Annotated in this window: 23 protein-coding genes and 5 pseudogenes; 11 read left to right on the forward strand and 17 right to left on the reverse strand. The window is 71.4% G+C overall.

Going from position 1 to position 25,505, the window contains the following annotated elements; translation table 11 throughout:
- Nucleotides 1-175: 175 nt before the first annotated feature.
- The 5 genes and pseudogenes from NV263_RS21985 (at nt 176) to NV263_RS22005 (ending at nt 6,490) form a co-directional block, all read left to right on the forward strand.
- Nucleotides 176-1,819 (forward strand): glucose-6-phosphate isomerase, encoded by a 1,644-nt coding sequence (locus tag NV263_RS21985; protein WP_263248520.1) that lies wholly within the window; start codon nt 176-178, stop codon nt 1,817-1,819.
- Nucleotides 1,816-3,348 (forward strand): glucose-6-phosphate dehydrogenase, encoded by a 1,533-nt coding sequence (gene zwf, locus NV263_RS21990; protein WP_263248521.1) that lies wholly within the window; start codon nt 1,816-1,818, stop codon nt 3,346-3,348. The genes NV263_RS21985 and zwf overlap by 4 nt, the downstream gene beginning before the upstream one ends.
- Nucleotides 3,345-4,314 (forward strand): annotated as a pseudogene (opcA, locus tag NV263_RS21995) (glucose-6-phosphate dehydrogenase assembly protein OpcA). Before zwf ends, opcA begins: the two are co-directional and overlap by 4 nt.
- Nucleotides 4,311-5,075 carry a 6-phosphogluconolactonase gene (gene pgl, locus NV263_RS22000; protein WP_263248522.1) on the forward strand — a complete coding sequence of 255 codons (765 nt, stop codon included), beginning with the start codon at nt 4,311-4,313 and terminating at the stop codon, nt 5,073-5,075. The pseudogene opcA and the gene pgl overlap by 4 nt, the downstream one beginning before the upstream one ends.
- A gap of 197 nt (nt 5,076-5,272) precedes the next feature.
- Entirely contained in the window at nt 5,273-6,490 is a 1,218-nt protein-coding gene (locus NV263_RS22005) for a glycoside hydrolase family 10 protein (RefSeq protein ID WP_263248523.1), read from the forward strand.
- On the opposite strand, the gene NV263_RS22010 is transcribed toward NV263_RS22005, so the two are convergent.
- The 5 genes from NV263_RS22010 to NV263_RS22030 all read right to left on the reverse strand — a co-directional run bounded on the left by NV263_RS22010 (nt 6,469) and on the right by NV263_RS22030 (nt 10,858).
- Complete coding sequence (locus NV263_RS22010) at nt 6,469-7,128, reverse strand: GntR family transcriptional regulator (protein ID WP_263248524.1); 660 nt, start codon at nt 7,126-7,128, stop codon at nt 6,469-6,471. The genes NV263_RS22005 and NV263_RS22010 overlap by 22 nt on opposite strands.
- A 66-nt stretch (nt 7,129-7,194) precedes the next feature.
- Nucleotides 7,195-7,830, reverse strand: coding sequence for a class I SAM-dependent methyltransferase (locus NV263_RS22015; RefSeq protein ID WP_263248525.1), 636 nt, complete (start codon nt 7,828-7,830; stop codon nt 7,195-7,197).
- Between the two features lie 34 nt (nt 7,831-7,864).
- Nucleotides 7,865-9,334: an FAD-dependent tricarballylate dehydrogenase TcuA gene (tcuA, locus tag NV263_RS22020; RefSeq protein WP_263248526.1), complete on the reverse strand. Its 1,470-nt coding sequence runs from the start codon at nt 9,332-9,334 to the stop codon at nt 7,865-7,867.
- 141 nt (nt 9,335-9,475) lie between these two features.
- The gene (gene rraA / locus NV263_RS22025; protein WP_263248527.1) at nt 9,476-9,949 is read right to left on the reverse strand and encodes a ribonuclease E activity regulator RraA; all 474 of its coding nucleotides are present in this window, start codon (nt 9,947-9,949) and stop codon (nt 9,476-9,478) included.
- Nucleotides 9,950-10,057: 108 nt separating this feature from the next.
- Nucleotides 10,058-10,858: an alpha/beta fold hydrolase gene (locus NV263_RS22030; protein ID WP_263248528.1), complete on the reverse strand. Its 801-nt coding sequence runs from the start codon at nt 10,856-10,858 to the stop codon at nt 10,058-10,060.
- Nucleotides 10,859-10,884: 26 nt separating this feature from the next.
- Between NV263_RS22030 and NV263_RS22035 the strand changes: the two genes are divergently transcribed.
- Nucleotides 10,885-11,355, forward strand: coding sequence for a MarR family winged helix-turn-helix transcriptional regulator (locus NV263_RS22035; RefSeq protein ID WP_263248529.1), 471 nt, complete (start codon nt 10,885-10,887; stop codon nt 11,353-11,355).
- Between the two features lie 146 nt (nt 11,356-11,501).
- Here the strand turns inward: NV263_RS22035 and NV263_RS22040 are convergent, their stop codons facing one another.
- From NV263_RS22040 to uvrC, 9 genes and pseudogenes are all read right to left on the reverse strand, one after another.
- Nucleotides 11,502-11,846, reverse strand: a complete 345-nt coding sequence (locus NV263_RS22040; protein ID WP_263248530.1) for an RNA polymerase-binding protein RbpA — start codon at nt 11,844-11,846, stop codon at nt 11,502-11,504.
- 49 nt (nt 11,847-11,895) lie between these two features.
- Nucleotides 11,896-12,129, reverse strand: a complete 234-nt coding sequence (gene secG / locus NV263_RS22045; protein ID WP_263248531.1) for a preprotein translocase subunit SecG — start codon at nt 12,127-12,129, stop codon at nt 11,896-11,898.
- 226 nt (nt 12,130-12,355) lie between these two features.
- Nucleotides 12,356-13,141: a triose-phosphate isomerase gene (gene tpiA / locus NV263_RS22050; RefSeq protein ID WP_263248532.1), complete on the reverse strand. Its 786-nt coding sequence runs from the start codon at nt 13,139-13,141 to the stop codon at nt 12,356-12,358.
- Nucleotides 13,141-14,343: a phosphoglycerate kinase gene (locus NV263_RS22055; RefSeq protein ID WP_263248533.1), complete on the reverse strand. Its 1,203-nt coding sequence runs from the start codon at nt 14,341-14,343 to the stop codon at nt 13,141-13,143. Before NV263_RS22055 ends, tpiA begins: the two co-directional genes overlap by 1 nt.
- Nucleotides 14,344-14,422: 79 nt before the next feature.
- A pseudogene (gene gap / locus NV263_RS22060) lies at nt 14,423-15,434 on the reverse strand (type I glyceraldehyde-3-phosphate dehydrogenase).
- A 318-nt stretch (nt 15,435-15,752) separates the two neighbouring features.
- Nucleotides 15,753-16,739: a DNA-binding protein WhiA gene (whiA, locus tag NV263_RS22065; protein ID WP_263248534.1), complete on the reverse strand. Its 987-nt coding sequence runs from the start codon at nt 16,737-16,739 to the stop codon at nt 15,753-15,755.
- Nucleotides 16,730-17,684: pseudogene (locus tag NV263_RS22070) on the reverse strand (gluconeogenesis factor YvcK family protein). The gene whiA and the pseudogene NV263_RS22070 overlap by 10 nt, the downstream one beginning before the upstream one ends.
- Before the next feature lie 23 nt (nt 17,685-17,707).
- Nucleotides 17,708-18,586 carry an RNase adapter RapZ gene (rapZ, locus tag NV263_RS22075; RefSeq protein WP_263248535.1) on the reverse strand — a complete coding sequence of 293 codons (879 nt, stop codon included), beginning with the start codon at nt 18,584-18,586 and terminating at the stop codon, nt 17,708-17,710.
- Nucleotides 18,587-18,598: 12 nt separating this feature from the next.
- Entirely contained in the window at nt 18,599-20,596 is a 1,998-nt protein-coding gene (uvrC, locus tag NV263_RS22080; RefSeq protein WP_263248536.1) for an excinuclease ABC subunit UvrC, read from the reverse strand.
- A 158-nt stretch (nt 20,597-20,754) separates the two neighbouring features.
- Between uvrC and NV263_RS22085 the strand changes: the two genes are divergently transcribed.
- From NV263_RS22085 to NV263_RS22100, 4 genes are read left to right on the forward strand one after another with little or no spacing between them, the layout of a single operon-like run.
- Complete coding sequence (locus NV263_RS22085; protein ID WP_263248537.1) at nt 20,755-21,063, forward strand: type VII secretion target; 309 nt, start codon at nt 20,755-20,757, stop codon at nt 21,061-21,063.
- An 11-nt stretch (nt 21,064-21,074) separates the two neighbouring features.
- Nucleotides 21,075-22,163, forward strand: a complete 1,089-nt coding sequence (locus NV263_RS22090) for a hypothetical protein (RefSeq protein WP_263248538.1) — start codon at nt 21,075-21,077, stop codon at nt 22,161-22,163.
- A gap of 11 nt (nt 22,164-22,174) precedes the next feature.
- A complete protein-coding gene (locus NV263_RS22095; protein WP_263248539.1) occupies nt 22,175-22,297 on the forward strand; it encodes a hypothetical protein in 123 nt (40 codons plus the stop codon).
- A 5-nt stretch (nt 22,298-22,302) separates the two neighbouring features.
- Nucleotides 22,303-22,428: a hypothetical protein gene (locus NV263_RS22100; RefSeq protein WP_263248540.1), complete on the forward strand. Its 126-nt coding sequence runs from the start codon at nt 22,303-22,305 to the stop codon at nt 22,426-22,428.
- A 4-nt stretch (nt 22,429-22,432) separates the two neighbouring features.
- Here the strand turns inward: NV263_RS22100 and NV263_RS22105 are convergent.
- The 3 genes and pseudogenes from NV263_RS22105 to NV263_RS22115 form a co-directional block, all read right to left on the reverse strand.
- Nucleotides 22,433-23,509 (reverse strand): annotated as a pseudogene (locus NV263_RS22105) (glycoside hydrolase family 172 protein).
- Nucleotides 23,510-23,570: 61 nt separating this feature from the next.
- Nucleotides 23,571-24,002: a beta/alpha barrel domain-containing protein gene (locus NV263_RS22110; protein WP_263248541.1), complete on the reverse strand. Its 432-nt coding sequence runs from the start codon at nt 24,000-24,002 to the stop codon at nt 23,571-23,573.
- Nucleotides 23,999-24,601: a beta/alpha barrel domain-containing protein gene (locus tag NV263_RS22115; protein WP_263248542.1), complete on the reverse strand. Its 603-nt coding sequence runs from the start codon at nt 24,599-24,601 to the stop codon at nt 23,999-24,001. Before NV263_RS22115 ends, NV263_RS22110 begins: the two co-directional genes overlap by 4 nt.
- Between NV263_RS22115 and NV263_RS22120 the strand changes: the two are divergent.
- Nucleotides 24,540-25,486: pseudogene (locus NV263_RS22120) on the forward strand (DeoR/GlpR family DNA-binding transcription regulator). The gene NV263_RS22115 and the pseudogene NV263_RS22120 sit on opposite strands and share 62 nt — an antisense overlap.
- Nucleotides 25,487-25,505: the final 19 nt, after the last annotated feature.

Here is a 25,505-nt window from a genome sequence, read left to right on the forward strand (position 1 = left end):
TCCGTCCGGGCCGGTGCACATCGCTGCGTGCACCGGCCCGGATGGGCGACACTGTGGTCGCACCACCGAAGGTTCGGTGAGGTCGTCTTCGGACCCGGTCTGCGGTGGCAGACCACGGACCGCGCTCGAAGCCGGCCTCGAAGAGAGCCCATCCATCGAGCGCTGAAGGAATTACATGGCAACCGAAACTTCCGTCGACATTTCCGATGTGGCGCTGGCGGCCGAAGCACGACCGCTGGTCGATCGACTGGCCGCCGACGAGGTTGCCGGCAAGCTCGCCGCCCAGGACCCGACGCTGTGGGGCGACGACGCGCGTGGCGAGGCGTCGATCCGGTTGTCCTGGACCACGCTGCACGACAGCTCCCGCCCGCTGCTGGCCGAGATCGACGCCCTGCGCGCTGAACTGCGCGCCGAGGGCCTGGACCGCGTGGTGCTGGCCGGGATGGGCGGTTCGTCCCTGGCCCCGGAGGTGATCACCGCGACCGCCGGGGTTCCGCTGGTCGTGCTCGACACCACCGACCCCGGCCAGGTCGCCGACGCGCTGTCCGGTGACCTGCGGCGCACCGTGGTGGTCGTGTCCTCGAAGTCCGGGACGACGGTCGAGACCGACAGCCACCGCCGCATCTTCGAGAAGGCTTTCCGCGAGCACGGAATCGATCCTGTGAGCCGCATCATCGTGGTCACCGATCCCGGCTCTCCGATGGAGACCGCGGCCCACGAAGCCGGTTACCGCAAGGTGTTCACCGCCGACCCGCACGTCGGCGGTCGCTACTCGGCGCTGACCGCGTTCGGCCTGGTGCCCGCCGGGCTGGCCGGTGCGGACGTGGCGGCGCTGCTGGACGACGCGGCCGCGGTGTTCGACCGGCTGCGCGCCGACGACGAGTCCAACCCGGCCCTGCGGCTGGCCGCGGCGCTGGGCGCCGCGCACGCGAAGGGCGCCGAGAAGGTCGTGTTCGCCGACACCGGTTCGGGCATCACCGGGTTCGGCGACTGGGTGGAGCAGCTGATCGCCGAGTCCACCGGCAAGAACGGCACCGGCCTGCTGCCGGTGGTCGTCGAGGGCCCGGACGCCGCCGGGTTCTCCGACGCCGGCGAGGACGCCACCACCGTCGCGATCGGCCCGGCCGTGTCGGGCGCGCGGATCAGCACCACCGGCGCGCTGGGCGGGATGTTCCTGCTGTGGGAGTTCGCCACCGCGCTGGCCGGTCGGCTGCTGGGCATCAACCCGTTCGACCAGCCCGACGTGGAGGCCGCCAAGCAGGCCGCGCGGGCACTGCTGGACGGTCCGGCGGGCGGGCCCGCCGCGACCCCGGCGCTGGTCGACGGTTCGATCGAGGTGCACCCCTCCGGTGACTGGCTGACCGCGGGCGTGGCGACCGTGTCCGAGGCGCTGCGCGCGTTCCTGGCGACCGCCCCGACCGGCGGTTACCTGGCGATCCAGGCGTACCTGGACCGGCTGGACGACGCCTCGACGGCCGTGCTGCGCCAGGAGCTGGCGCGCCGCACCGGGCTGCAGACCACGTTCGGCTGGGGACCGCGCTTCCTGCACTCCACCGGCCAGTACCACAAGGGCGGCCACCAGAACGGGATCTTCCTGCAGATCACCGGTGCTCCTGGCGAGGACCTGGAGGTGCCGGACCGGCCGTACACGCTGGCCGGTCTGCAGCGCGCGCAGGCGCTCGGCGACGGCCAGGTGCTGGCCGACCGCAACCGCCCGGTCCTGCGGCTGCACCTGACCGACCGCGCGGCGGGCCTGGTCGAGCTGGTCAAGGCCGTGCAGGCGCTGCACCCCGACCACGCGCAGGAGGACGAGGCGTGAATTCGCACCACTGGCACAACCCGCTGCGGGACGCGCGGGACAAGCGGCTGCCGCGGATCGCCGGCCCGTGCGGGCTGACGATCTTCGGCGTCACCGGCGATCTGTCCCGCAAGAAGCTGATGCCGGCGATCTACGACCTGGCCAACCGCGGCCTGCTGCCGCCGGGTTTCGCGCTCACCGGCTTCGCCCGGCGCGACTGGGCCGACCAGGACTTCGGGCAGGTCGTCTACGACGCGGTCAAGGAGCACGCGCGGACCCCGTTCCGGCAGACCGTGTGGGACCGGCTGGCCGAGGGCTTCCGGTTCGTGCCCGGCTCGTTCGACGACGACGCCGCGTTCGACCGGCTCGCCGACACCGTCAAGGAGCTCGACGCCGAGCGCGGCACCGGCGGCAACCACGCCTTCTACCTGTCGGTGCCGCCGTCGGCGTTCCCCACCGTGCTCAAGCAGCTGTCCCGGTCCGGGCTGACCGACCAGTCCGAGGACAGCTGGCGGCGCGTCGTGGTGGAGAAGCCGTTCGGCCACGACCTGGCCAGCGCCAAGGAGCTGAACCGGATCGTCAACGAGGTCTTCCCCGAGGAGTCGGTGTTCCGCATCGACCACTACCTCGGCAAGGAGACGGTGCAGAACATCCTGGCGCTGCGCTTCGCGAACCAGCTGTTCGAGCCGATCTGGAACGCCCACTACGTCGACCACGTGCAGATCACCATGGCCGAGGACATCGGCCTGGGCGGTCGCGCCGGCTACTACGACGGCATCGGCGCGGCGCGCGACGTGATCCAGAACCACCTGCTGCAGCTGCTCGCGCTGACCGCGATGGAGGAGCCGGTCTCGTTCTCGCCGAAGGACCTGCGCGCGGAGAAGCGCAAGGTGCTGTCGGCGACCAAGCCCGTCGGGCCGTTCGACAAGACGACCGCGCGGGGGCAGTACTCCGGCGGTTGGCAGGGCGGCTCGCTGGTGCCCGGGTTGCACGAGGAGGGCGGCTTCGCGTCCGACTCGATCACCGAGACCTACGCGGCGATCACCCTGGAGGTGGAGAGCCGCCGCTGGGCCGGGGTGCCGTTCTTCCTGCGCACCGGCAAGCGGCTGGGCCGTCGCGTCACCGAGATCGCGGTGGTGTTCAAGCGGGCACCGCACCTGCCGTTCGACAGCACCATGACCGACGAGCTCGGGCAGAACGCGCTGGTCATCCGGGTGCAGCCGGACGAGGGCGTGACGATGCGGTTCGGCGCGAAGGTGCCGGGCACCTCGATGGAGGTGCGCGACGTGACCATGGACTTCGGCTACGGGCACGCGTTCACCGAGTCGTCCCCGGAGGCCTACGAGCGGCTGATCCTCGACGTGCTGCTCGGCGAGCCGTCGCTGTTCCCGGTCAACGAAGAAGTCGAACTGTCCTGGAAGATCCTCGACCCGGTGCTGGACCACTGGGCCTCCCGCGGCAAGCCCGAGCCGTACAAGGCCGGGACGTGGGGGCCGGGATCGGCCGACGCCATGATGGCCCGCACCGGACGCGCCTGGAGGCGACCGTGATCATCGATCTGCCGTCCACCACCACGTCGCAGGTCAACAAGAAACTCGTCGAACTGCGGGAGACCGGTGGCGCCGTCGCGCTCGGCCGGGTGCTCACCCTGGTGATCGTCACCGGTGACGGCACCGAGGTCGAGAAGTCCATCCAGGCCGCCAACGACGCCAGCCAGCCGGGAGCACCCGTGCCGGGTCATCGTGGTGGCTCGGGGAGCCCGGGAGGCCGCACCGCGGCTGGACGCCCAGATCCGCATCGGCGGGGACGCGGGCGCCTCCGAGGTGGTCGTGCTGCGGCTGTACGGGCCGCTGGCCGACGAGGGTGCCGGGTCCGTCGTGCCGCTGCTGCTGCCGGACGCACCGGTGGTGGCCTGGTGGCCCAGCGACGCGCCGGAGTGCCCGGCCAAGGATCCGATCGGCGCGCTGTCGCACCGCCGCATCACCGACGCCGCCGCCGAGGAGGACCCGATCCGCGCCCTCCAGGACCGCGTCGAGTCCTACGTGGACGGAGACACGGATCTGGCGTGGACCCGGTTGACGTCGTGGCGCGCGATGCTCGCCGCGGCGATGGACCTGCCGCCCTACGAGGGCGTCACCGCCGCCACGGTGTCCGGCGCCGCCGATTCGCCGTCCACCGACCTGCTGGCCGCCTGGCTGGCCGAGTACCTGGACATCCCGGTGCAGCGGCTGGACCACCCGCGCGGTCCGGGCATCGTCTCGGCGGTGCTGGAGCGCCCCTCCGGCAACATCGAGATCGTCCGCCCCGACGGCAAGGTCGGCATGCTGACCCAGCCGGGCCAGCCGGACCGCCGGGTGGCGCTGCAACGCCGCGAGGTGCGCGACTGCCTCGCCGAGGAGCTGCGCCGCCTCGACGCCGACGAGATCTACGAGGCGACGTTGCGCGGCCTCGGCAAGATCCTGCGCGGTGAGCCGGAAACCGAGCAGGAGCCGGAGGCGGCGGAGGCGGAGTCATGAGCGCTGCCGATGTCGTCGTGCACGACGGCTCCGAGGTGCTGGCCGCGGCGGCGGCCGCCCGCCTGATCACCAGGCTGGTCGACGCCCAGGCCGCCCACGGGGTCGCTTCGGTGGTGCTCACCGGCGGACGCACCGGGATCGGCGTGCTGGAGCAGGTCCGCGCTTCGGCCGCGCGGGACGCGGTGAACTGGTCGAAGGTCGAGTTCTACTGGGGCGACGAGCGGTTCCTGCCGGACGGCGACCCGGAGCGCAACGAGACCCAGGCCCGCGAGGCGCTGCTCGACCACGTCGACGTCGACCCCGGGCGGGTGCACCCGATGGCCCCTTCGGACGGCAAGTTCGGCGACGACGCGGACGCCGCTGCGGCGCACTACGCCGAGGTCCTGGCGACCACGGCGCAGCACGCCACGGACGTCGCGGTGCCGCGCTTCGACGTCCTGCTGCTGGGCGTCGGCGAGGAGGGCCACACCGCCTCGCTGTTCCCGGACACGCCGTACGTCCGGGAGGCCGCGCGCACCGTGGTCGGGGTGCACGACTGCCCGAAGCCGCCGCCCACGCGGATCTCGCTGACACTGCCCGCGATCCGCGCGGCCTCCGAGGTCTGGCTGATGACCACCGGTGCCGCCAAGGCCGAGCCGGTGGCCGCCGCCCTCGGCGGCGCCGACCCGGTCGACATCCCGGCCGCCGGAGCCCGCGGCCGCGACCGCACCCTCTGGCTGCTGGACCGCTCGGCGGCCGGAGCCATCCCGACACCGGCCTGACCGGTCCTCCCGTGCCGGGCGTCTCCGCGGAGGCGCCCGGCACGGTCGTGTCCGGGGCCGCGCTGGTCCGAGCTCGGAGCGCCGCGGCGCCTTTCCCCGCGGTTCCGACACCCCCGATGAGGTGACCGCCGTCACCGTCCCGCCGGGACTCCTCGTAGCCTGTGGCGCGGCGAGATCATCGAGGGAGGCGAGGCCGCATGACCCGGGAACCACGGTGGCACCGGCTGCGCGCGGACCTGCTGTGCCTGGCGCTGGCATCCGTCGCGCTGCTGCTGGGGCTGGTCGGTGAGCCCGGCGCGGCGGCCCCCGACCGGCACACCGCGATGCGCGGCGAGTGGATCGCGACCGTGCAGAACATGGACTGGCCGACCCGGCCGGGGCTGGCGGTCGAGCAGCAGCAGGCCGAGTACCGCAGGTTGCTCGACCAAGCCGTCGAGCACCGGCTCAACGCGGTGTTCGTGCAGGTCCGGCCGAACGCCGACGCGTTCTGGCCGTCCCGGTACGAACCCTGGTCGCGGCTGCTGACCGGCACCCAGGGCCGCGATCCGGGTTACGACCCGATGCGGTTCCTCGTCGACGAGGCGCACCGGCGCGGCCTGCGGTTCCACGCCTGGTTCAACCCGTACCGGATCGGTGTGTCCGACCCGGCCGAGCTGGTGCCCGACCACCCGGCGCGCATGCACCCGGAGTGGACGTTCCGGTACGGCGGCAAGCTGTACTACGACCCGGGCGTCCCGGCGGCGCGCCGGTTCGTGGAGGACGCGATCATGGACGCGGTGCACCGCTACGACGTCGACGGCGTGCACCTCGACGACTTCTTCTACCCCTACCCCGCCGGCGGCGAGCAACTGCCCGACCAGGAGACCTTCCGCCGCTACGGCACGGGTTTCCGCACCATCGAGGACTGGCGCAGGCACAACACCGACCTGCTGGTGTCCGAATTGGACGGACGGGTGCACGCGGCGCGGCCGGGTGCGCGGTTCGGGATCAGCCCGTTCGGCATCTGGCGCAACGCCACCAGCGACCCGGCCGGGTCGAACACCCGGGGCATGGAGTCCTACTCGGCCATCTACGCCGACACCCGCAAGTGGGTCCGGCAGGGCTGGGTCGACTACATCGCCCCGCAGCTGTACTGGCAGATCGGCCACCCCGCCGCCGACTACGCTGCGCTGGTGCCCTGGTGGTCGGACACCGTGGCGGGGTCCGATGTGGACCTCTACATCGGACAGGCCGCGTACAAGGTCGGCGGACAGGGGTGGACCGATCCCGGTGAGCTGTCCGCGCACCTGTCGCTCAACCGCCGCCATCCGGGCGTGGACGGCGACATCTTCTTCCGCGCCACCTCGCTGACCACCAACGCCGCCGAGGCGATGCGGCGCGTGGTGGCCGAGCACTACGCCGATTCGTCCCGGTAGATCCGCAGGCGCAGTTCGCGCGCCTTGGTCATGTGGTCGCGGGCGAGGTCGTGCGCCCGTTCGGCGTCGCGCTGCTCGATCGCGGCGATGATCGCCTCGTGCTCGTCGAGCGCCTCGGCCCAGCGGCCCGGCACCGACAGGGTGGTCGCCGGGTAGCGGGTGAGGTGGTTGTTCAGCCGGGACAGCAGGTCGACGACGGTGCCGTTGTGGCCGGCCGCCCAGATCGCCTCGTGCACGGCGCGGTTGGCCGCGGCCATGGCGGGCGGGTCGTCGGCGGCGGTGGCGGCCATCGCGTCCTGCGCGCGACGCAGCCGGACCAGGTCGAAGTCGGTGCGCCGCTGCGCGGCGGCCCAGGCGGCGGTCGCCTCCAGCGAGATCCGCACCTCGTAGATCTCCAGGATCTCCTCGGGACTGCGGGTGCGCACCCGCATCCCGCGCTCGCCCCGCTCGACCAGGCCGTCCTGTTCCAGGCGCCGCAGCGCCTCCCGCACCGGCGTGCGGCTGACCCCGTAGCGCTCGGCCAACGACAGCTCGACCAACGGCACCCCGGCGTCGAACTCGCCGGCGACGATCTCGGCCCGCAGCCGGTCGTACACCTCGGACAGTGCGGCCCCTCCCCGGGATTCCGCGGCGAGCATACTCCTGGGTGGCGCCGGTGAAATTCCACGTGCACGGCGGTGCCCGCCCGCTCCACCGGCGGCCGGTCACCCGAGTCGCACCAGCAGGTGCCCCCGGCGGAACCGCTCCTGCTCGCGCGGCTCGCGCAGCATCCGGCCGACTTCGACGAACCCGGCCTCGTCCGCCAGTCCCGCGAGGTCGTCGATCGGCCACCGGTAGGCGGTCGCCACCGCGTGGTCGAACGCCGCGACCGGCCCGCCTTCCGACTCGAAGAAGGCGAGCAGGAGGTGGCCGCCGGGCGCGAGCACCCGCCGGAACTCGGTGAAGTACGCGGGCAACTCCCGCGGTGGGATGTGGATGACCGAGTACCAGGACACGATGCCGTGCAGCTCGCCGTCGGCCAGGTCCAGGGAGTCCATCGAGCCGACCTCGAACCGCAGGTCCGGGTGCGCCTGGCGGGCGAGGTCGATCATCACCGGCGACAGGTCGACCCCGAAGACGTCCAAGCCCAGGTCGCGCAGGTGCGCGGTGACGCGCCCGGGCCCGCAGCCCAGCTCGGCGACGGGCCCGGCACCGGTGGTCCGCGCGAGCTCGGCGAAGGCGGCGAGCACCGCGCGGTCCAGCGGGAGACCGGCGAGCTCGTCGCGGGCGAATTCGGCGTACCGGACGGCCACCGCGTCGTAGGCGTCCGCTGTCGCGGCGAGGTGCGAGGATTCGGTCACGGGCGAGCACCCTAGAGCCCCGCACCGACGGTCCTCATGCCTGCGCCGCTCCGGCGCCGGCCAGGCGGCCGAACACCGCGCCGGAGGTCAGTCCGCTGCCACCCGGGTAGTTGCCGGAGAACAGCCCGCCGACCATCTCGCCCGCCGCGTACAGGCCGCGGATCGGGTTCCCGGCCGTGTCCAGCACCCGCGCGGACTCGTCGACGCGCACTCCGCCGAAGGTGAAGGTGATGCCGCAACCGACGGCGTAGCCGTAGTAGGGCGGGGTGTCCAGTTGCAGCGCCCAGTTCGACTTCGGCGGCCGGACGCGGGCGGCCCGCCCGTCCTGCACCGCCGGGTCGAACGGAGCGTCCACGATGGACTCGTTGAACTCCTCGACGGTGCGCCGCAGACCGGCGGGATCGATGCCCAGCAGTCGCGCCAGCTCCTCCGGCGAATCGGCCCGCGCCCCGGCGATGGGCTGCGAGTCGTACTCCTCCGCGCGCAGCAGCGGCCGGGTCTTCGCGTCGAACAGCTGGAACGCCAGGCCGCGCGGCTGGCGCAGGATCTCCCGGCCGTAGCGGGCGTAGGTGTAGTTGCGGAAGTCCGCGCCCTCGTCGACGAACCGCTGCCCGTCGACGTTGACGACGATGCCGATCGGGTAGCTCTGCCGGGTCAGCTGGTTGGTCAGCTCCCGGTTCCCGCCGGTCGGGCTCGCATCGGCGTCCCACGCCACGCTGTGGCACGAACCCCAGTCGCCGTGCGAGGCCGCCCCGGCGGCCAGCGCCAGGTCCAGGACGTCACCGGTGTTGGTGGGCGTGCCCCGCACGAGCGCGCGTTCCCACCCCGGGCCGAGGTGTTCGGCGCGGCGGCGCGGATCCGCCTCGAACCCGCCCGCCGCCAGCACCACGGCACCGGCGCCGATCCGGTGCTCGGCACCGTCGGCGGTGCGGTAGGTGACGCCGCGCTCGCCGGAGGTGTGCAGCGCGGTGACCTCCGCGCCGTAGCGGATCACCACGCCCGCGCGCCGCGCGGCCTCGGTGTGCCGCGCGACGAGGCCCTTGCCGCCGCCGACGGCGCCGACGAACAGACCGCCGGAGAACACCCACTTCCCGCCCGACAGGTACGCCTGCCGCTCGTACATCAGGCGCCACCGCACGCCCTTGCCCGCCAGCCACCGCACGGTGTCGGCGGAGCGGGACACGAGCACGTTGGTCAGCACCGGGTCGCACCGGCCGTCGGTGATCCGGCGCATGTCGTGCTCGAAGGCGCTCTCCGGGTAGTCGGGCACCACCGAGTCGGCGTGCCGCTCGTCCGGTTCCAGCAGGTCCGCGATGTCGGCGAAGCGGTCGAAGGCGAACCGGAAGGCTCCGGCGGTGTAGAAGGAGTTGCCGCCCGCCTCCGCTGCCGGAGCCTTCTCCAGCAGCACCACCGCGGCCCCGCGCTCCGCCGCAGCGTGCGCGGCGCAGAACCCGGCATTGCCGCCACCCACCACCACGACGTCGAACCGCTCGTCCTCACCCATCGCGCACCTCCTGGACCGTCGTCTGCCTGCCATCACGGTACACCGTTGTATACAGTCGTATACCAACAGCCCGGACATGGCGCCGAGGACGGGTTCGAGCGGAAAACCGCGCCCCACCGAGACCGGCAGGGCGCGGGCGGATCAGAGTTCGGCGACGACCACGACGCCGTCGGAGTCGGCGACCACGTACTCGCCGGGGACGAAGCGGACGCCGCCGAGTTCGACCACCTCGTCGACGGTGCCCGCGCCGGTCTTGCTGCTCTTGCGCGGGTTGGTGCCCAGCGCCTTCACGCCGAAGTCCAGCTCGGCCAGCACCGCCGAGTCGCGGACCGCGCCGTTGACGACGATGCCGCTCCAGCCGTGCGAACGCCCCAGCTCGGCGATGAGGTCGCCGACGAGCGCGGTGTGCACCGACCCGCCGCCGTCGATGACCAGGACCTGCCCCTCACCGGGTTCGGAGAGGATCTTCTTGAGCAGCGCGTTGTCCTGGAAGCAGGTCACCGTGCGGATCCGCCCGGAGAACGCGCGGCGCCCGCCGAAGTCGCGGAACTGCACGTCGCAGCTGCGAACGTCCGGGCCCTCCCGGTCCGCCAGGTCGGCCGTCGCCAGTCCCATGTCGCACTCCCTCCAGCCGGATCGGGCCGCGAGCGTAACCGGTCGGACGCGGTGCGGACTCCCCCGCCGCGACCAACGCCACAACTTCGGCGATGCCCGGCAAGGCGCTCAGCGCACCAGGTGCTCCAGGACGAGCGCGTTGAACAGCTCGGGTCGCTCCAGGTTCACCATGTGCCCGCAGTCGGCCACCGATTCCAGCCGGGCGTTCGGCATCCGCCGCTGCGCCTCGCGGGCGAACCGCCACAGGTCGGACAGCTCCAGCTCGCCCATGAGGACCAGGGTCGGGGCCTCGATGCGCTCCAGGTTCGCCAGCACGTCGGGGGAGCGCATGGTCCCCGTGGCGGTGTGGTGGGCCAGCACCGTCTCCATCGCGAGCAGGCGGCACTTCTCGCGCACCACCGGGTCCACTTCGGACGGTTGCCGGTGCGGTCCGTCGACGCCGAAGCGCAGGAACGCCTCGACGAACGCGTCGGCGTCCATGGCCTCCTTCGCCGCGTCCATCCTGCGGTACTCGCCGAGCAGGAACTCGTCGCGGAACTCCAGGCCCGCAACCCCCGCCCCGGCCAGCACGACCCTGTCGACGCGGTCCGGGTGCTCCAGTGCGAAGGCCGCGGCCGTCGCGCCGCCCATCGAGTTGCCGACCAGCGACGCGGAACCGATCCCCAGGTGGTCGAGCACGACGAGCAGGTCCTCGTCGTTGCGGTAGTCGGCGTGCGCGGTGCTGGACCGGCCGTGCGAGCGGGCGTCGTAGCGGATCACGGTGTGCTCGGCGGCGAGGGCGTCGAGCTGCGGGTCCCACATCCCGGCCGAGGTCAGGCCCGAGTGCAACAGCACCACCGGCGGCCCCTCGCCGCCGCGCTCAACGCGCAGATGTCCGTTCGGAACGGGCACGATCAACTGTTCCATCATGACAATCAGGTTGTCATAATGACACCGTGGTTGACAAGAGAGTCCTGCCGCCGGAGGAACTGGGAACGCGCCTGGCCGACGTCTACGCGGTGATCGGGCCGCTCTACCGCCGCGTGGGCCGGCTGGTCGAGCAGCAGGCCCCGCCGGGCCTGCCCATCGGCGTCCGCGCCGTGCTGGAGTACCTGGTCCGCACCGGCGAAGCCGCCGCCGTGCCGCGGATGGCCCGCGATCTGGCCCTGAGCCGCCAGTTCGTGCAGCGCATGGTCAACGAGGCGCTGGAGGGCGGCCACGTCGCGCTCAAGCCGAACCCGGCGCACCGCCGGTCGTCGCTCGTGGAACCCACCGACTCCGGCCGCGAGGCGATCAACGCCGTACTGCGGCACGAGCAGGAGGCGATGGGACAGGTGGGCGGCGACCTGACCGAGGACGAGGTCGCGGCGACGGTCCGGGTGCTCCGGCACATGCTCGCCGGCCTCGGCGAGGTCGACATGGGCTGAGAAGAGCAGGAACCGGGCAGGCGTCGTGCCTGCCCGGTTCCGATGCGGTGCGCCTCACCCAGCGCCTGTCTTCGAACCTGCTCGGCGGGGAGCTGCAAGCGGCGCCAGCCGCTTTCTCCGCCCACGACGAGTTCGAAGACGGGCTTTCAGCGGCCCTGGCGTTCCTTGAGCTTCGTCAGCGCCTCCTCCAGGATGGCCATGCCGTCGGCGTCGCTGCGCCGCTCCTTGACGTAGGCCAGGTGGCTCTTGTACGGCTCGTTGCGCCGCGCCGCGGGCGGGTTCTGCGGGTCGAGCCCCGCAGGCAGTCCGCAGCGCGGGCAGTCCCACTCCTCCGGCACCTCGGCGTCGACCGCGAACGACGGCCGCGCGCGGTGACCGTTCGCGCACCAGTAGTCCACGCGCTTGCGCGGGGCGGTCTCCCCCCGCTCCGACTCGCTGATCGCCGGTCCCGACCCGACGCGAGTGCCGCGAATGGCGTTCCCACCAGTCATCCAACCTCACCCACCAAGCGGCCCTGGGCCGACCGACGTGGTTCGCCGGTCAACCGAGTTTGATCAGCAGGCCGATGCCGATGATGCAGATGACCCACAACGCGATGACGAACAGCGTCATCCGGTCCAGGTTCTTCTCCGCAACGCTCGACCCGGCCAGGCTGGACTGCATACCGCCGCCGAACAGCGAGGAGAGCCCTCCGCCCTTGGCCCGGTGCAGCAGCACCAGCAGGACGAGCAGCACGCTCAACACGATCAGCATGATCTGCAGGAAAAGAGTCATCACGTCCTCGTTCGCACAGCGGTTCGCAACCTAGAGTACCGGGCCGCCGACAGCGAGTTGACCACCGTCCACCCGAACGCCCGAAGCGACCGTCTCACAACGCCCACCTCACCCGGCGGCCGGGTCCGCGACACGTCCCCGGGCTCGACCGACCGGGTGAACCGGGCCACGGTTTTGCCAATTTCCGCGCGACACCGCGCGATCCACCGCGGCCCGGCTCCCCGGGTCAGGGCAGCGGGCCGCCCGCGGCCATGGCGCTGAGCTTGGCGAACTCGTCGCCGTTGAGGCTCGCGCCGCCGACCAGGGCGCCGTCCACGTCGGCCTGCCCGATCAACTCACCGATGTTGCTCGATTTGACCGAGCCGCCGTAGAGGACGCGGACCTCGTCGGCGATCTCCTGGCCGTACTTGTCGGCCAGGGCCCCGCGCACCGCCCCGCAGACCTCCTGGGCGTCCGCGGCCGTGGCGACCTTGCCGGTGCCGATCGCCCAGACCGGCTCGTAGGCCACCACGACCTGCCGCACCTGCTCGGCCTTGAGACCCTTGAGCGCGTTGATCAGCTGGGTGGTGCAGTGCTCGACGTGGTTGCCCGCCTCGCGCACGTCCAGCTGCTCGCCCACGCACAGGATCGGCGTCATGCCGTGCTTGAGGGTGGCCCGCACCTTCTTGTTGACGACCTCGTCGGTCTCGGCGTGGTACTCCCGCCGCTCCGAGTGGCCCACCACGACGTAGGTGCAGCCCAGCTTGGCCAGCATCGGACCGGACACGTCCCCGGTGTAGGCGCCGGAGTCGTGCTCGGAGATGTCCTGGGCACCGTACTTGAGCAGCAGGTTGTCGCCGTCGATCAGCGTCTGCACGCTGCGGATGTCGGTGAACGGCGGCAGCACCGCCACCTCGACCTTGGCGAAGTACTTCTCCGGCAGCGCGAAGGCGACCTTCTGCACCAGGGCGATGGCCTCCAGGTGGTTCAGGTTCATCTTCCAGTTGCCGGCGATCAGCGGCTGCCTGGCCATCAGCGCTCACCCTCCAGGACGGCGACCCCGGGCAGGTCCTTGCCCTCCAGGTACTCCAGCGACGCCCCGCCGCCGGTCGAGATGTGCGAGAACCCGTCCTCGGGCAGGCCCAGGGTGCGCACCGCGGCGGCCGAGTCGCCGCCACCGACCACGCTGAACGAGTCGGAGTCGACGATCGCCTGCGCGACGCCCCGGGTGCCCTCGGCGAACGCGGGGAACTCGAACACGCCGGCCGGGCCGTTCCAGAACACCGTCGCGGCGCCGCGCAGGATCCCGGCGAACAGCTCGACGCTGCGCGGGCCGATGTCCAGGCCCATCCAGTCGGCCGGGATCTCGGCCGCGCCGACGGTCCGCGTGTCCGCGTCGGCGGCGAACCGGTCGGCGACCACGACGTCGACCGGCAGCACCAGCTTGTCGCCGTGCTCGGCGAGCAGCTGCCTGGTGTTGTCGAGCTGGTCGGACTGCAGCAACGACTTGCCGACGTCGTGGCCCTGCGCCGCGAGGAACGTGTAGGCCATGCCGCCGCCGATGAGCAGCTTGTCGACCTTGGGCAGCAGCGCGGTGATGACGCCGAGCTTGTCGGAGACCTTCGAACCGCCCAGCACCACCGCGTAGGGCCGCTTCGGGTCACCGGTCAGGGTGCGCAGCACCTCGACCTCGGCGAGCACGAGTCCCCCGGCGAAGGCGGGCAGCCGCTTGGCGACGTCGTAGACCGACGCCTGCTTGCGGTGCACCACGCCGAAACCGTCGGAGACGAACGCGGCGTCCGGGCCGACCAGGGCGGCCAGCTCGTCGGCGAGGGCGGCGCGCTCGGCGTCGTCCTTGCTGGTCTCGCGGGCGTCGAAGCGGACGTTCTCCAGCAGCGCCACGGAGCCGTCCGCTTGCCCGGCCACCACCGACTTCGCCGACTCGCCGACCAGGTCGCCGGCCAGCGGCACCTCGGTGCCGAGCAGTTCGCCGAGCCGCCGCGCCACCGGCGCCAGCGAGTACTGCGGGTCCGGTGCGCCCTTCGGACGCCCCAGGTGGGCCGTGACGACGACCCGCGCGCCTGCCTCGGTCAGCTTCCGCAGGGTCGGCAGGGACGCGCGCACCCGGCCGTCGTCGGTGATCCGGTCGCCGTCCAGCGGCACGTTGAGGTCGGCGCGCACCAGGACCCGCCGCCCCCGAACGCCCTCGGACAGCAGATCGTCGAGGTTCTTCACGGTCTGTCTGCTCCTGTCTCTACTACGGAACGACCCGCACGAACCGGCCGGAAGCGGTTCGTGCGGGTCTCCTTCGGACTCAGGACAGCTTCTTGCCGACCTTGGCGACGACGTCGACCAGGCGGTTGGAGTAGCCCCACTCGTTGTCGTACCAGCCGACGATCTTGACCTGGTTGCCGATGACCTTGGTCAGCGGCGAGTCGAAGATCGTCGAGTGCGGGTCGTTGACGATGTCGCTGGAGACGATCGGGTCCTCGCTGTAGCGCAGGACGCCCTTGAGCGGCCCTCGGCGGCAGCGGCGCGGAAGGCGTCGTTGATCGCCTCGACGCTGGCGCTCTTGGAAACCGTGGCGGTCAGGTCGGTGACCGAACCGGTCGGCACCGGCACGCGCATCGCGAAGCCGTCCAGCTTGCCGTTGAGCTCCGGCAGCACCAGGCCGATGGCCTTGGCCGCACCGGTGCTCGTCGGGACCACGTTGACGGCGGCGGCGCGGGCGCGGCGCAGGTCCTTGTGCGGACCGTCCTGCAGGTTCTGGTCGGCCGTGTAGGCGTGCACGGTCGTCATCAAGCCCTGCTCGATGCCGAAGGCGTCGTTGAGCACCTTGGCCATCGGCGCCAGGCAGTTGGTGGTGCAGGAGGCGTTGGAGATGATGGTCTGGGAGCCGTCGTCGTACTGTCGTCGTTGACGCCGAGCACCACGGTGAGGTCCTCGCCCTTGGCCGGGGCGGAGATGATCACCTTCTTGGCGCCGCCCTCGTCCACGTGCTTGCGGGCGTCCTCGGCCTTGGTGAAGAAGCCGGTGGACTCCACGACGACGTCCACGCCCAGCTCACCCCACGGCAGCTTGCCCGGGTCGCGCTCGGCGAGGATCTTGATGAGCTTGCCGCCCACCTCGATGCCCTCACCGGTGACCTTCACTTCCTGGTCCACGCGTCCGAGGATGCTGTCGTACTTCAGCAGGTGGGCCATGGTCGCGACATCGCCCAGGTCGTTGGCGGCCACGATCTCGATGTCGTGATCACTGGCGGTCGCCGCCCGCCAGAAGTTCCGCCCGATCCGACCGAAGCCGTTGATGCCTACGCGAACGGTCACGCCGATCTCTCCTCGTGACTGACCCGACCGGCGATGCGGCGGGTGAGGTTGATGGTCTCGTGACCACCCTATCTGCCGCGCAGCGCCCCGCGCGCGGGCGGGCGAAGCAGATCGGCGCTCGTTCCGCGCCCCGGGACGCGACCCCCGCGACCACGGTCCACACCGACCCCGATTCCCCCTCGCACCACGGGAAGTTCCGGTTGGCGCGGCCGCGTGATCGCCATCTCTGCACCGGTTCGGCGCCCCGGGTTCGGCGAGTTCGTCGCGAAAAGCCCGCGCATCGTCGCGAAGAACTCGCCGCGGCGCGGGATCGCCGTGTCAAGCGTCCACTTCGAGCATTTCCGGGGTGACGGCCGATTCCGTGTCGGGGACGCCGAGTTCGCGGGCGCGCTTGTCGGCCATGGCCAGCAGCCGCCGGATGCGCCCGGCCACCGCGTCCTTGGTCATCGGCGGGTCGGCGAGCTGGCCGAGCTCCTCCAGGGACGCCTGGCGGTGCGACAGGCGCAGCCGCCCGGCCACGCTCAGGTGTTCCGGCGCGGACGAACCGAGCAGCTCCAGCGCGCGCTCCACGCGGGCCGCGGCGGCGACCGCCGCGCGGGCCGAGCGGCGCAGGTTGGCGTCGTCGAAGTTCGCCAGCCGGTTGGCGGTGGCGCGCACTTCCCGCCGCATCCGGCGCTCCTCCCACGCCAGGACGCTGGAGTGCGCGCCGAGGCGGGTCAGCAGCGCCCCGATCGCGTCGCCGTCGCGCACCACGACCCGGTCCGCGCCGCGCACCTCGCGGGACTTGGCCTGCACACCGATCCGACGCGCCGCGCCGACCAGCGCCAACGCCGCCTCCGGTCCGGGGCAGGTGACCTCCATCGACGACGACCGGCCGGGTTCGGTCAGCGAGCCGTGCGCCAGGAACGCGCCGCGCCAGGCCGCCTCGGAGTCGCAGGCGCCGCCGGAGACCACGTGCGCGGGCAGGCCGCGCACCGGCCGGCCGCGCGGGTCGAGCAGTCCCGTCTGGCGGGCGAGGCTCTCGCCGTCCTTGACCACGCGCACCACGTACCGGGTGCCGCGGCGCAGCCCGCCGGAGGTGATCACGTGCACGTCGGAGTGGTGCCCGAACAGCTCGTGGACCTCCCGGCGCAGCCGCCGGGCCGTGGAGCCGCTGTCCAGTTCGGCCTCCACCACGACGCGTCCGGCGACGATGTGCAGACCCCCGGCGAACCGCAGCAACGAGGAAACCTCAGCCCGTCGGCAGCACGTCTTGGTCACCGACAACCGACTCAACTCGTCCTTGACCGCCGCGGTCATCGCCACCGGTCCGTCCTCCCTTCCAGTGCGGCCCTCAGGCTCGCCGCCAGCGCCTCCGGGTCGTGCCGCCCCGGCAGCGCCGGGTCGGCCACTCTGTCGAGCAGAGTCTGGGCACCCAGACCGGTGGCCGCAGCGCGAAGACGATCAGGGGTCGGCACCGAGCCGGCGTCCGCCAGCACCGCGTCCACCCGCAGCCGGGGTGCGTGCTGCGAGAGTACGTCGAGGTGCTGTTCCGGTGAGAAACCCGCCGTTTCCCCCGGTTGTGGGACGAGGTTGAGCACGACGAAGCGGCGGGCCCGGGTGGTCACCAGGGCCTCGTGCAAGTCCGGGACCAGCAGGTGGGGCAGCACGCTGGTGAACCACGAGCCCGGACCGAGCAGCACCAGATCGGCGTCCCGGACCGCCCGGACCGCTTCCGGACAGGCGCCCGGGTGATCCGCGCCGATCGCGTCCAACCTCACCTGTTTCACCCGACCGGGCGTACTCGCGATGGCGACCTGTCCCCGGATCGTGCGGACCGCGTCCGGGTCCGAGTCCAGACCGACGACGTCGGCCTCCATGTCCAGCGGACGCGTCGACATCGGCAGCACCCGGCCGCGCACGCCCAGCAGCCGGCACGCGTGGTCGAGCACCGCGACGGGATCGCCGAGCACGTCCAGCAGCCCGGCCAGCACGAGGTTGCCGATCGCGTGCCCGGCCAGCGCGCCGTTGCCGCCGAAGCGGTGCTCGAACAGCGTCGACCACAGCCGGCCGTCGTCGTCCTCGGCCGCCAGCGCGGCCAGCGCCTCGCAGGTCACCGGGCGGCAACATGCCCAGTTCGCGGCGCAGCCGCCCCGACGACCCGCCGTCGTCGGCGACCGTCACCACCGCCGTGACGTCCGGGGTGATGCGGCGCAGCGCCGCCAACGTCGCCTGCAACCCGTGCCCGCCGCCGAGCGCCACCGCGCGCAGCGGGCCGTCGTCGTCTCCCGTACTCACTCGCGCCCCAGGTCCCGGTGCACCGTCTTGACCATCATCCCGTCGTCGTCGGCGAGGCGGCGGGCCAGCTCCTCGGCCAGCGCCACGCTGCGGTGCTTGCCGCCGGTGCAGCCCAGCGCCAGCGTCAGGTACCGCTTGCCCTCCCGGTGGTAACCGGCACCGACCAGTCGCAGCAACTGCTGGTAGCTCTGCAGGAACTCCTCGGCGCCCTCCTGGCCGAGCACGTAGTTGCGGACCTCGTCGTCGAGGCCGTTGAACTCGCGCAGCTCCGGGATCCAGAACGGGTTGGGCAGGAACCGGCAGTCCATGACCAGGTCGGCGTCCATCGGCAGGCCGTACTTGTAGCCGAACGACAGCACGGTGACGCGGGTTCGGGTGCTCGCCTCGGTGCCGAACGCGTCCTCGATCTTCGACCGCAGCTGGTGCACCGACAGGCCGGTGGTGTCCAGCACCAGGTCGGCCTCGGACCGCAGCCGGGACAGCAGGGACCGCTCCGCGGCGATGCCGTCGGCCAGCCGTCCCTCGCCCTGCAACGGGTGGCCGCGCCGCACCTGTTCGAACCGGCGGATCAGCACCTCGTCGGTGGCCTCCAGGAACAGCACCTTCGGCTTGTAGCCGCGCGCGTCCAGGTCCTTGATCACCGCGCCCAGGTCCTCGGTGAACGCGCGGCTGCGCACGTCCATCACCACCGCGACCCGGGTGATCGCACCGCTGGAGCGCGCCCCCAGCTCCACCATGGTCGCGATCAGCTCGGGCGGCAGGTTGTCCACCACGAACCAGCCCAGGTCCTCCAGGCACTTGGCCGCCGTACTGCGTCCCGCACCGGACAGGCCGCTGACCACCGCGACCTCGATGCCCGACTGCTCCTCGCTCACTGACTCTCCCCTTCAGCGCTCTTGCGCACCCTCGCGGGTGTCGTCGCCCGGGCCGCGCCCGGGTCCCCCTTCCGCCGCCAGCGCCGAATGCACGGTTTCGGCGGTGCGGCGTCCGATCCCGGGGACGGCGGCGATCTCGTCGACGGCGGCCTGCCGGAGCTTGCGCACCGAGCCGAAGTGCTTGAGCAGCGCCGCGCGCCGCGTCTCGCCCAACCCCGGGATGGAGTCCAATGTGGAGCTTGTCATGCGCTTGGAACGCTTCGTGCGGTGGTAGCTGATGGCGAACCGGTGCGCCTCGTCGCGGACCCGTTGCAGCAGGTACAGCGCCTCGCTGGTGCGGGCCAGGATCACCGGATCGGGGTCGGCGGGCAGCCACACCTCCTCCAGCCGCTTGGCCAGGCCGATCACCGCGACGTCGGTGATGCCCAGCTCGGCGAGCGCGTCCGCGGCGGCGTTGGCCTGCGGCGCGCCGCCGTCGATCACCAGCAGGTTCGGCGGGTAGGCGAACTTGCGGGGACGACCGGTCTCCGGATCGATCGCCGAACCGGTGGTGGCGTCCGGCTGCACGCCCTCCGGCGTGGCGCCGGACTCGGCGAGGTAGCGGGCGAACCGGCGGCGCACGACCTCGGCGATCGAGCCGACGTCGCCGCCCTCGGCGCCCTCCCGGATCGCGAAGCGGCGGTACTCGGACTTGCGCGGCACCCCGTCCTCGAACACCACCAGCGAGGCGACCACGTCGCTGCCCTGCACGTGGCTGACGTCGACGCATTCGATCCGCAGCGGCGCGCTGTCCAGCGCCAGCGCCTCCTGCAGCTCCTGCAGCGCCGCCGAGCGGGCGGTCAGGTCACCGGCGCGGCGCAGCTTGTACTGCTGGAACGCCTCCTTGGCGTTGCGCTCCACGGTCTCCAGCAGCGCCCGCTTGTCGCCCCGCTGCGGCACCCGCAGCTGCACGCGGCTGCCGCGCAGGTCGCCGAGCCACCCGGCGATGGTGTCCGCGTCGTCGGGCAGCATCGGCACCAGCACCTCGCGCGGCACCGGGGTGCCGCCCGCGTCGGCCTGGTCGGCCAGGGACGCCTGCTCGCCGTAGAACTGCGTGAGGAACCGCGAGGTGAGAGCGGCGGTGTCGGTCTCCTCGACCTTGTCGATGACCCAGCCGCGCTGACCGCGCACCCGGCCGCCGCGGATGTGGAACACCTGCACGGCGGCGGCCAGCTCGTCCTCGGCGAAGGCCACCACGTCGGCGTCGGTGCCGTCGCCGAGCACCACGGCCTGCTTCTCCATGGCGCGGCGCAGCGCCTCCAGGTCGTCGCGCAACCGCGCGGCCCGCTCGAACTCCAGCTGTTCGGACGCCTCGCGCATCTCCCGGTCGAGCTTGCGCATCAACTGGTCGGTGTGCCCGGCCAGGAAGTCGCAGAAGTCCTGGACGATGCCCCGGTGCTCCTCGGCGTCGACCCGCCCCACGCACGGCGCCGAGCACTTGCCGATGTAGCCGAGCAGGCACGGGCGGCCGATCTGGGAGTGCCGCTTGAACACCCCGCCGGAGCAGGTGCGCGCCGGGAACACGCGCAACAGCAGGTCCAACGTCTCGCGGATGGCCCACGCGTGCGCGTACGGCCCGAAGTAGCGCACGCCCTTGCGGCGCGGGCCCCGGTAGACGTGCAGCCGCGGGAACTCCTCGTCGAGCGTCACCGCGAGCACCGGGTAGGACTTGTCGTCGCGGTACCGGACGTTGAACTTGGGATCGAACTCCTTGATCCAGGAGTACTCCAGCTGCAACGCCTCGACCTCGGTGCCGACCACCGTCCACTCCACCCCGGTGGCGGTGGTGACCATCTGCCGGGTGCGCGGGTGCAACCCGGCGAGGTCGGCGAAGTACGAGGACAACCGGCTGCGCAGGCTCTTCGCTTTCCCGACGTAGATCACGCGCCCTGCGGCGTCGTGGAACCGGTAGACGCCGGGGGCGTCCGGGATCGTGCCGGGTGCTGGGCGGTAGGTCGACGGATCGGCCACGCCTCCACCCTACGTGCGCGCACGACACGCGCCGTCATGGCGGGCGCCGGACCGGCCACCCGGCGTGATTCCGCCGAATCCGGCCACCCGCGCCGGGCTCCTTCGGTACCGTTCCCGAACGGCGCGGAGCGGTTGACGCACGGAAACGGGGGACTTGCGTGGGCGACGGCGGAGCGGACCTTTCTGTCAAGCCGCAACAACTGCGGACCTGGGCCGACCACTGCGAGGAAACCTCGGAAGTCCTGGAGCAGCAGAAGGACGTCGTGGGCGAGGAGTGGGACGCCGTGCGCGACGCGGCTTCCGGATGGGGATTCGTGGACAGCATTTCCGAGATGCAGAGCCGCTGGGAGGACCTGGCTGACCTCCTCGTCGACCGGCTCTCCGAAGTGACGGACGCTTTCCGGGAATGCGCCGACGACTACGAGGGCACCGAGAAGAGCATCATCGAGCAGCTTTTCGGCTGGTGACGGGGGTAGCCATGGTCGATCTCACCGCGCTGACCCTGCTGAGGGCCGAACGCCTGGCCGAGTTCGCCAACGCGTGGAACGACGTGCACAACAACTTCCTGGAGTACCACGCGTTCTTCGCCGACAAGGTGCTCGAACCCCTGCAGGAGGGCCACTGGCGCGGCGCCGCCGCGGATGCCGCCAAGCAGAAGTGCCGACGCATCCTCGACGACATCGCGGCGGTGATGAAGGAAGTCGAGAGCGCACGGACCTTCATCGAGGAGAAGAGCAACCAGCTGAAAGGGCTCCGGGACGAACTCGGCACCATCACCCGGGAGGCAGGCGAACACGGGCTCAACATCGTCGCGGACAACGGCGAGGGCACTTGGGCGGTCATGCCCGCAGCCCGAGGCCCGATGAGCCCCGAGCAGGCCGCGGCGGCCACCGAGTTCGGCAAGCGGGTCAAGGCGGTGCTCGACGCGGCGGCGGACATCGACGACGAGATGACCTACAGCCTCAAGGTCATCTTCGGCACGACCGACAACTTCGAAACCGAGAACCGCGACACCAAGCACGACAGCACGTGGACCGATGGGGATGAGGTCACGGAACAGAAACTCAGAGGTGGGATCCTCTGGGCGCGCCACAACCGCTGGGACAATGCAGCGAACCTCACGGAACACTACCTGAGCGCAACCGGAGAGCCGTACGAAGTCAATCCTGCGGCCATGCTGAACGACATTCCGCAGTTCAAACGCGACGTGGACGGGACACTGTCCAATATCCGCTCCCAGCCAGATGGGACTTTTTCCACCGCATGGACCAGCACGGCGCCGAACCTGGACGACGACACCAGAGGCAATCTCGACTGGTACTACGCGCTCAACCACTTCCAGTATCGCCTTGTAGGAGAGAAACAGGGCGGCGAGATCACCTACCACGTCGAAGTCAAGAAGCGCTACGACTTCGGTACGCCGAGCGAGCACCGCAGGGATTTCGATGGACCGATCCCACCCCTCACGCACATCGAACAAGCTGACGCCGCCTACCTGAACACCACCGGCAAAGCGAAGGACTTCGACGTGCACGGCAGGTCCAACGAGATGAAGGCGACGGGATGATCAAACGAATCGTGAAGATGGCCCTGATCGCCGTCGCGGTTGTCGTGGTGCTGTTTTTCGCGGCATACGGGCTGATGATGCTCGGGATATTCTGGGCGTTGGAAAATCCGGAGAAGTACGGATGGCTGCACTGAACAGAATGAAGAGATTCCTGGTTCTCGCGCTCAAGGTCGTCGGTGGTGCTGTCGCGGCCGTTGTCCTCCTGCTCGCGGCGTTCGGGTTGGTCATGTTCGTCGTGGTCAACTTCGGGGTCCTGGACCGCTGACTCCTCACAACGCCCTCGGCAGCCGCTGGTCGACCGGGGCGAGGTCGAACGGCAGCGACGGCAGGGTCTGGTACCAGTAGGCGACCGGAGACGTCGTCCGAGCGCTTGTTGGCGTGGCCGTGTTCGATCGTCACGCGGATGGAGCGGTCGAACACGACGGGGTCCTCGACGTGGAAGCGGTAGTAGGAGACCTGACCGCTCCAGTTGGGGCCGCCGGGCATGGTGATGCCGTGGTAGGGCGCCTGGTACGGCTGGCTGGGGCACCACGCGGTGTTGAAGTAGTCCTCGGTGCCGGTGCCGTGCAGGCGGGCGGCCAGGGTTCGCCGTCGATGAAGATCATGTCGTCGCCTTCGCCGTACCAGTTCCAGTCGCTGGTGTGGCGCAGGTTGTGCACGTTGAGCACCGAGCCGACGTAGTGGCCGCGCCCCTCGGCCTCCAGCAGGACGTAGTTGCCCGCGCCGTCCAGGTTGGTGCCGCCGAGCAGGAACTCGTCGTTGCTCTCGTCGCCCTGGTCGACGCCGTCGGTGGGGTTCTGCCGCCGCCACTGCGCGTGGAAGTAGCCCAGTTCCGGGTCGGGTTCGTCGTAGCTCTCGTAGTCGACGTAGTAGTAGAAGATCACGGGTTTGATGCTCATCTCGCTGATGAGCTCGAACCGGGCGCGGGTGGCGAAGGGCATCGCGAACCAGCAGTTGAAGCCCTTGCCGTCCTGGGGGCTCATCTGCAGCGGCGCGGACACGAAGTTGGCGCTGCGCCCGTGGCCCATGCCGAAGAAGTCGCCCAGCGGCACCAGGACGTTCGGGTGCGGGGAGTCGTCCCAGGTGATCCGCAGCACGAGCCGTCGCAGGTAGTCGCCCTCCACCTCGGACCGGTGCCCGAGGTCGTCGACGGCGACCGTGCACCAGATGTGGGTGATCACGCCGGGTCCCGCGATGTCGGCGAGCTCGGCGGTCTCGCCGGGGTGCACCCGGATGTTGTCGACGTTGCCGCCGCTGCGGTCCCAACTGGACACCCGGCCGCGGCGGGTGCGCCGCAACCGCGGCAGGTCGCGCAGGCTGCTGCCGAAGGAGCCGTATCCGGACACGATGTCTCCCTCCCCGTGGTCTCGATCACTTCCTACCACGCGGGAGGGGCGTCGTGGCGGGTCAGCGCGCAGGACGCGCGGGGGGCTGGTAGCCCTCGATGCGGCGCAGCAGCCCCCGGATGCGGGCGGCGTGCAGCGGCGACAGCGCGTAGCCCGGGTAGCTGGCGAACCAGCTGGCGCTGCCCAGGCTCACCGCGTCGGCGCCCGCCCAGAAGTACTCGCGGCAGTCGTCGAAGGTGCGGATGCCGCCGGTGGCGATGATCGGCAGCGTCACGCCCGCGTCCCGCAGTTCCTTGACGACCCGCAGGCCGATCGGCTTGATGGCGCGCCCGGACAGGCCGCCGAAGCCGTTCTTCAGCAGCGGTTCGCCGGTCTCCGGGTCCAGCCGCAGGCCCTTGACGGTGTTGATCGCGGTCAGCGCGGACACGCCGTGCTCGGCGGCGAGCCGGGCGTGGCCGAGGTAGTCGTAGTCCGGCGACAGCTTGAGGATCACCGGGTGGTTGCTGCGCGCACCGCCTCGGCCAGCACCGACTCGATGATCCGGTTGAAGTCGAAGTTCACGTTGTGGCAGGAGACGTTGAACTCGACCGCGGCGATCTCCCCGCCGGGCACCGCAGCGTTGATCCGGTCGACGAGGGTGACGAAGTCCTCGGCGGAGAACCCGCCGACCGAGATGATGGTGTTCTGCCCGCGGGTGCGCGGGTAGTAGTCGCGCAGGTACGCGTCGATGCCGACGTTGCACCAGCCGAAGGCGTTCAGCCAGCCGCCGTCGACCTGCCGCAGCGCCTGCCCGTAGCGCTTGAGCAGTGCGGGCAGCTCGCGCAACGGCCACACGTCGCGGGTGGTGAAGTGGCCTTCGCGGGGCTCGACGGTGAGGGTGCGGGTGGTGATCGCGCCGAACCGCTCCAGCGGCACGAACTGCGAGATCGGGCTCATGCCGTAGGGCACCAGCTTGGCGTTGGCCACGCCGTAGCCGAGCAGGCTGGACGAGGTGACCAGGCGGTTGCGGAGCCTGATGTCACCGAGCCGGATGCCGGGCTCGCTCGGGACGTCCCGCACCAACCGAAGGTTGCGCTCCTGGGCCACGCTCACGTCATTCCTCCAACCTGCGCCGTCCTCGACTCCATTGTCCCCCACCGGGCGAGGCGCACCGCGTCGGCCTCTACCAGGACTGGTGTTCATCACCTTGCTCATCGAACAAGAATCTTGTTCGATAGCACTCGTGGAGAGTTCGGAACGGGCACTGGTGATCATCGAGCGGCTCCGGGAGGCGGAGCGGGTCACCGTCGCCGAGCTCGCCGAGGCGACGCTCTCGTCGGAGATGACGATCCGCCGCGACCTCGACCAGCTCGCCGAGCAGGGCGTGCTGCGCCGGGTCCGGGGCGGCGCGGTCAGCCTGCTGCGCGGCCGGTCGGCACCGTTCGCGGTGCGCGAGCGGGAGGCCGACGAGGTGAAGCGGCGGCTGGCGGCCGAGGTCGACCGGCTCGTCACCGACGGCGAGTCGGTGATCGTCGACGGTGGGACCACGACGCTGCGGGTCGCGGAGCTGCTGGCGCACCGGCGGATCACCGCCGTCCCGCTGGACCTGCACACCGCGAACGCGCTGAGCACCGGTCCCGACGTCGAACTGCTCATGCCCGGCGGGCGCACCACCCCGGCGAGCTGTCGTTCGTCGGGCACCTGGCCGAGACGTCGCTGCGGGCGCTGCGGGTGGACACGGCGGTGCTGGGCGTGTGCGGGTTGTCCGCGGAGGACGGCGTCACCGCGCACGACCTCGACGAGGTGCCCGTCAAGCAGGCGGCGGTGGCGGCCGCGCAGCGCACGATCGCGGTGTGCCACGGCGCCAAGTTCGCCCGCACCGGGCTCGGGTTCGTCGGTCCGATCACCGGGCTGGACGTGGTGGTGACCGACGCGAGCGCGCCGTCGGAGGAGCTGTCGCGGCTGACCGCGGCCGGAGTGGAGGTCCGGGTTGTCTGAACTCGTCGGAACGCGGACC

This window comes from Saccharopolyspora rosea (assembly GCF_025643595.1).
Classification (GTDB): Bacteria; Actinomycetota; Actinomycetes; order Mycobacteriales; family Pseudonocardiaceae; genus Saccharopolyspora; species Saccharopolyspora rosea.